The organism is Arthrobacter sp. STN4 (assembly GCF_024539665.1).
GTDB lineage: Bacteria > Actinomycetota > Actinomycetes > Actinomycetales > Micrococcaceae > Specibacter.
This window is the reverse complement of record NZ_JAKZGX010000018.1, coordinates 68,895-75,244: the sequence shown is the minus strand read 5'-3', so window position 1 is coordinate 75,244 and position 6,350 is coordinate 68,895. Positions and strand designations below refer to the sequence as shown.

At 66.0% G+C, this 6,350-nt stretch carries 3 protein-coding genes; 1 reads left to right on the top strand and 2 read right to left on the bottom strand.

What is annotated here, in order from left to right:
- On the top strand, nucleotides 1–192 hold a 192-nt coding region (locus MMF96_RS13445; protein WP_256883818.1), incomplete at its 5' end, for a hypothetical protein.
- 227 nt (nucleotides 193–419) lie between these two features.
- On the opposite strand, the gene glgB is transcribed toward MMF96_RS13445, so the two are convergent.
- Nucleotides 420–4,088 (bottom strand): 1,4-alpha-glucan branching protein GlgB, encoded by a 3,669-nt coding sequence (gene glgB, locus MMF96_RS13440; protein WP_256883817.1) that lies wholly within the window; start codon nucleotides 4,086–4,088, stop codon nucleotides 420–422.
- A 58-nt stretch (nucleotides 4,089–4,146) separates the two neighbouring features.
- A complete protein-coding gene (locus tag MMF96_RS13435) occupies nucleotides 4,147–6,207 on the bottom strand; it encodes an alpha-1,4-glucan--maltose-1-phosphate maltosyltransferase (protein WP_305144524.1) in 2,061 nt (686 codons plus the stop codon).
- Nucleotides 6,208–6,350: the final 143 nt, after the last annotated feature.

The window sequence follows — 6,350 nt, the reverse complement described above, 5'->3', positions numbered from 1 at the left end:
AATTCGAAACCAGCTAAACGATCAGCCACCCACACAGGGGCGCAGGCAGCCAACCAAATAACCAATCAAAAAACAATCGGCATCAATAAAACTTGGCACACTATTGAGTTCTCAAACAACAACCACACCCGGCCAACACACCCACACGGAAACAAACACTCCGCGGTGATCAGCGCCGGGGCAACTTCATAAACCTACCCGACCCGCTCCCTAAAAAGCAAATCCTTGATTCTTTCCCATGTCCGCATTCAGACGATTCACATCGCTGAAATTGAACACATGCCATCGGGCCAATTTTCATGGCTTGATGAACGAGTCTGATCCAAGGCCGGACTGTATGTCCGGCGGGGTACTAACTCTAACACCATGCTGCCGGGTTCGCCAAACAGCAGGAAGATGTCCATCAGGACATGCGCGTGTCAGTCGCCGGACGGCCGCAGGTAGACGGCGCCGAGCGCTGGAAGCCGCAGGGCGACCGAGTGTGGCTGCCCGTCCCAGGCCTGCGTTCCGGCGGGGAGCGGGCCATCGTTGAGGACGTTCGATCCACCGTATTCGGCCCGGTCCGTATTGAGCAGTTCCCGCCACTGCCCGCCCTGGGGCAGCCCCACCCGGAAGCCCTCGTAGGCGACACCGGCAAAGTTGATGATGCACACCAGCGGGTTTCCGCCGTTGTCCCACCGGATGAAGGACACCACGTTGTGGGCCGTGTCCCCGCCGTTGATCCACGTGAAGCCTTCAGGCTTGTTGTCCAGTTCAGAGAGCGCGGGAGTGCCGGCGTAGACCTGGTTCAGCTCCCGGACCAGGAGCTGGATCCCCTGGTGCGGCGGGTTTTCCGTCAGCCACCAGTCCAGTCCGTGTTGTTCGCTCCACTCTGCTTCCTGCCCAAACTCGGTACCCATGAAAATCAGTTGCTTGCCCGGGTGCGCCCATTGGAAGGCGAGGTAGGCGCGAAGGTTGGCCAGCTGCTGCCACCGGTCCCCCGGCATTTTCCGCAACAGCGAGCCCTTGCCGTGGACCACCTCGTCGTGGCTGATGGGGAGCAGGAAGTTTTCCGTGAATGCGTAGACCAGGGAGAACGTGATCTGGTTGTGGTGCCAGCCTCGGTTCACCGGGTCCTCTGCCATGTAGGTCAGGGAGTCGTGCATCCAGCCCATGTTCCACTTGATGCCGAAGCCAAGGCCGTTCGCACCCGTCGGGGCCGTGACCCCGGGAAATGCCGTGGACTCCTCAGCGATCGTGACGATCCCCGGATTGCGGCGGTAGGCGGTGGCATTCATTTCCTGCAGGAAGCTGATGGCCTCCAGGTTTTCCCGCCCGCCAAAGCGGTTTGGGCTCCACTGGCCGTCTTCCCGGGAGTAGTCGAGGTAAAGCATGGACGCGACGGCGTCCACGCGCAGTCCGTCGATGTGGAATTCCTCAAGCCAGTACAGTGCGTTGGCCACCAGGAAGTTGCGCACCTCATTCCGGCCGAAGTCGAAAATGAGCGTGCCCCAGTCGGGGTGCTCGCCTAGCCGCGGATCGGAGTGCTCGTACTGTGCCCCGCCATTGAACCGGGCCAAGGCCCATTCGTCCTTGGGGAAGTGTGCCGGGACCCAGTCCATGATGACCCCGATCCCGGCCTGGTGCAGGGAGTCGACGAGGAAGCGGAACTCGTCCGGGTGGCCAAAGCGGGAGGTGGGCGCATAGTAGGAGGTGACCTGGTACCCCCAGGAACCGCCAAAGGGGTGTTCGGAGACAGGCATGAATTCGACGTGCGTGAAGCCGAGCCACTGGACGTACTCAACCAGTTCCGAAGCCAGCTCGCGATACGAAAGGCCTTGGCGCCACGAACCCAGGTGGACCTCGTAGACGCTCATCGGCGAGTTGTGCGGGTCCCGTGCCGCCCGGGCTGCCATCCATTCTGAATCCTGGAAGGAATACGCGGATTCCACCACGCGGGACGCTGTGAGCGGCGGTACCTCGGTGCCGTACGCCATGGGGTCGGCCTTTTCCAGCCAGCGGCCGTCCTCGGTCAGGATCTGGAATTTGTAGCGGTCGCCCGCCGCCGCGTCCGGAATGAAGAGTTCCCACACGCCGCTGGCGCCCAGGGTGCGCATGGCGTGGGACCGGCCGTCCCAGTTGTTGAATTCGCCGATGACACGCACGGCCCGCACGGCGGGAACCCAGACCGCAAAGCTGACGCCGTGGACGTCGCCGAGGCTTGAATGGTAGCGCTGCACGTGCGCGCCGAGGACGGTCCACAGGGCCTCGTGCCGCCCTTCAGCCATCAGGTGGAGGTCAAGTTCGCCCACGGTCGGCAGGTAGCGGTAGGGATCATCCACCTCGTGAACGCCGTCGCCATAACGGACTTCCAGGCGGTAGTCCGGCACGTGCCCGGCTTCCTCCACAGGCACCACCGCAACCCAGATTCCGCCGTATTCGTGCGTCATCGCGTGCGTGCGGCCACCGGTCAGGACCTTCACGGACTCCGCCAGGTGGCGCAGGGTGCGGATGGTTGCAAAACCCTCCGAATCCAGGTGCGCCCCGAGCACCGAGTGCGGCGCGTAGTAGGTCCCCTCGGAAACACTGGCCAAGACCCCGTCAGCAACAGCCAGCGGCAATGTCTTCTTCAGTCCCATGTCCACACTACTTTCCCTTGATTCAAACAAATCCCGAACAGCCTTCACCGGCACACCAACCCAATCAGGCCGGTTCTGCAATTCATAAACAACCTCGTACAACGCCTTGTCCAGCCACAATGCCATGAAAAGCGCCGATTCCGCCGCAATGCTGTGGGGCAGGACTTCCTGGTAGCCGTCGATGAAGGCGGCGGCGGCCGCCTTGGCCCACGCCGCAGCGTCCCCGGCGGTGGCATGCGACCGGCCGGTGGCCTGCGCCCCCGCATAGTCGAAGGAGCGCAGCACGCCCACCACGTCGCGCAACGCCACGTCCGGCGCGCCCCGGCTGGAAAGCGGCCGGAGTGGTTCGCCCTCAAAGTCCAGGAAATACCACTGCGGCCCGCCGGGGTCCACCACGTGAAGGAGCTGGCCCAGGTGAAGGTCCCCGTGGATGCGCTGCAGCAGCGGAACCTGCCTTATTTGGCGCAGTTGTGCCAGGATATCGCCGAAGGCTTCATCGTAGGGTCCGACGGCGGCACCCGCCCGTTCCCAGGACCACGTGAGCCGGGCGGTGAGCGCCTCGACAAACGCCCCGGTCCCGCTGTCCGTCCCGGCCGTCCCGGCCGTCCCGGCCGTCCCGAGGGAAGTGAGCAGGTCGGTGTGCAGCCGTGCCAGGGCGGCGCCGATGCCACGGGCCTGGCGGGAAAAATCGCTGCCGGAGGAAGCTGCGGCCAGGGCCGTGGTCCATCCGTCGACGCCGCCGGAAATAAAGTCATGGATGACAAAAAGCGTGGTGCCCGCCGTCCCGGCACCCGCCGGCGCGGCGCTGGGGCCGAGGGAGGCAGCGGCCTGCAGGACCGGGACGGTGGCGCATCCGGCCTGCGCGAGTGCCCTGCCGATCTCCACTTCCGGGTGCACCCCCGGCTGGAGAACGCGAAAGAACTTGGCCACCAGGGGCCGGCCCGCCAGCTCAAAGACCACCGAGCTGTTGGACTGTTCAGCCGCCACGGACCGCACGGCCGCCACGGCTGCGCCCGTAGCCGGGCCCGTGGCTGCGTCCGCCGTGCCGCCCACGGCTGCCAGTGCGGTGGCACTGTGCCAGGTGCTGATGCCCTCCAGCGGGGTGGCGCCGGAGACCACGTCCAGCCAGGCGGCGATGAAGCCGGGATCTGCCAGGGCGTCATACACCCGGCCACCTGTTGGCAGCTTTCCCAGAATCGCGGATTGTGGCACACCGGCCGGACGGTGGCCGGAGACGCCCACGGGGACCTGCAGCGTAACGGAACGCCCGGCGTCGTCCGGGGACAGTGGCGGGCCGGCGGGGACGACGTCGACGAACAGTACGGTGAATTCCGTGCCGGCCACCGTGGACGGCAGCGCCAGGCTGCCGGCGCTGCGCAGGGAGGTGCCCTGTCCGGCGTCGCCCTTGAGGGGGTACCAGCGCTGGGCGGGCAGCCAGTCCGCGACCAGCCCAAGGATGCCACTGTCCATCAGGCCGCTGCCGATCCGGGGCTGGAGCGGCTGCGATAACGCCGGCAGGAGGACATGCCTACCGCCGCACGTGCAGGATGTGGGCCGGTTCCAGGTGGGCGTCGAGGCGGAAATAGTTTTGCTTGCCCCAGTTCCAGGTGGCGCCGGTGATGAGCTCGTCGACAATGAACGTCCCGTCCGGGGCGAGCCCGTCCAGCTCCAGGGCGTCCAGGTCCAGGGTGAGCCGGCCTTCGCGCACGCTGTGCGGGTCCACGTTGATGACGACGATGATGGTGTCCTTGCCGGCCGGCGCATCAGCCGTGGCGGCGACTGCCTTGTGCTTGCTGAAGACCAGGGTGGCGTCGTCCGAGCTTTCGTGCAGGGTCAGGTTTTCCAGGTCCAGCAGGGCCGGGTGGGTGCGGCGGATCGTGTTCAGCAAGGTGACGAAGGGTGCCAGCGACTTGCCGGCGGCCTCGGCGCCGGCAAAGTCGCGGTCCTTGTACTCGTACTTTTCGTTGTCGATGTTTTCTTCCGACCCCGGCCGGGCCACGTGTTCGTACAGCTCGTAGCCGGCGTACATGCCCCAGAGCGGACTGCCCATGGCGGCAAGTACGGCACGGATCTTGTAGGCCGCCGGGCCGCCGTACTGCAGGAATTCGGTGAGGATGTCCGGGGTGTTGACAAAGAAGTTGGGCCGGAAATACCCTGCCGATTCGCGGCTGACGTGGTGCAGGTACTCCTCCAGTTCCTCCTTCGTGTTGCGCCAGGTGAAGTAGCTGTAGGACTGCTGGAAACCGGCCCGGCCCAGGGCGGCCATCATGGCCGGGCGGGTGAACGCCTCCGCCAGGAACACCACTTCGGGGTGCTCGGCGTTGACCGTGCCGATCAGCCACTCCCAGAACCAGACGGGCTTGGTGTGCGGGTTGTCCACGCGGAAGATCTTCACGCCGTGGCTGATCCACAGGCGCACGATCCGCAGGATTTCCGCCGACAGCCCGGCCGGATCGTTGTCAAAGTTCAGCGGGTAGATGTCCTGGTACTTTTTCGGCGGGTTTTCCGCGTACGCAATGGTCCCGTCGACGCGGGTGGTGAACCACTCCGGGTGCTCCGTGGCCCACGGGTGGTCAGGGGCGCACTGCAGGGCCAGGTCCAGCGCCACCTCCAGCTCCAGCTCGTTGGCGGCGGCCACAAATGCGTCAAAGTCGGCAAAGGTGCCCAGGTCCGGGTGGATCGAGTCGTGGCCGCCGACCGCGGAGCCGATGGCCCACGGCGAGCCGGGATCCGCGGGGCCGGCCGTCAGCGTGTTGTTGGGGCCCTTGCGGTTGACGGTGCCAATGGGGTGGATGGGCGGCAGGTAGACCACGTCGAATCCCATGTCCGCGACGGCCGGCAGGCGGCGGGCGGCCGTCCTGAAGGTCCCGCTGGTCCACTCCCCCGTACCCGGGTTGCGGCGGGCACCCTCGGACCGCGGGAAGAATTCGTACCAGGCGCCGCGCCCGGCGGCGTCGCGTTCCACCTTCAGCGGATAGCTGCGGCTGCGCGTCACCAGGTCCCGGAGCGGGAAACGGGCGACGGCGGCACGCACCTGCGCGCCGGTGCCGGCGGCCAGGCGGTCGTTCGTGTTCAGTGTGATGTCCGCGAGCGCCTTGGCGGCGTGCTTGAACGTCTTGGCGTCCTGGGGGTGCGGGGTGTCCCTGGCCGCCTGGGACAGCAGCAGGTGTCCTTCCGCAAGCATGACCGCGACGTCCACTCCGGCGTTGATCTTGACCTGCGCGTTGTGGGTCCAGGTGGCGTAAAGATCGGTCCAGCCTTCAACGGCAAACTGCCAGTCGCCCTCCGCCGTCGGGGTGAGGGTGCCCGCCCACGCGTCGGTGCCCTTGCCCTGCGGGGCCATGCGCGTCCGCTGGACTTCCTTCCCGCTCGGGTCCAGCAGAACGGCGGTGGCGCCGACGGCGTCGTGCCCTTCCCGGAAGACGACGGCACGGACGTTGACTGCTCCCCCCCGCACGGCCTTGGCCGGGAACTTCCCGTCCTCGATGACGGGCTGGACGTTGGTGACGGGGATGCGCCCGAAGCGCAGTCCTGCCGCGGCAAGTGCATCTGCCTGGCCGACGCCGGGCGCTGTCGGAATGGTCTTCAAGGTAGTCACAATCTCGACGTTAGCGACTCCGCACCCAGAATGCGAAGGCCATCTTCGGATATGGGCCGTTTGCGTGCGGATATGAAGCGGTTCCCGGGGCCGGAGGCGTTCGTGACGTCATGAATCGTCGTTTGTGTCGGCGT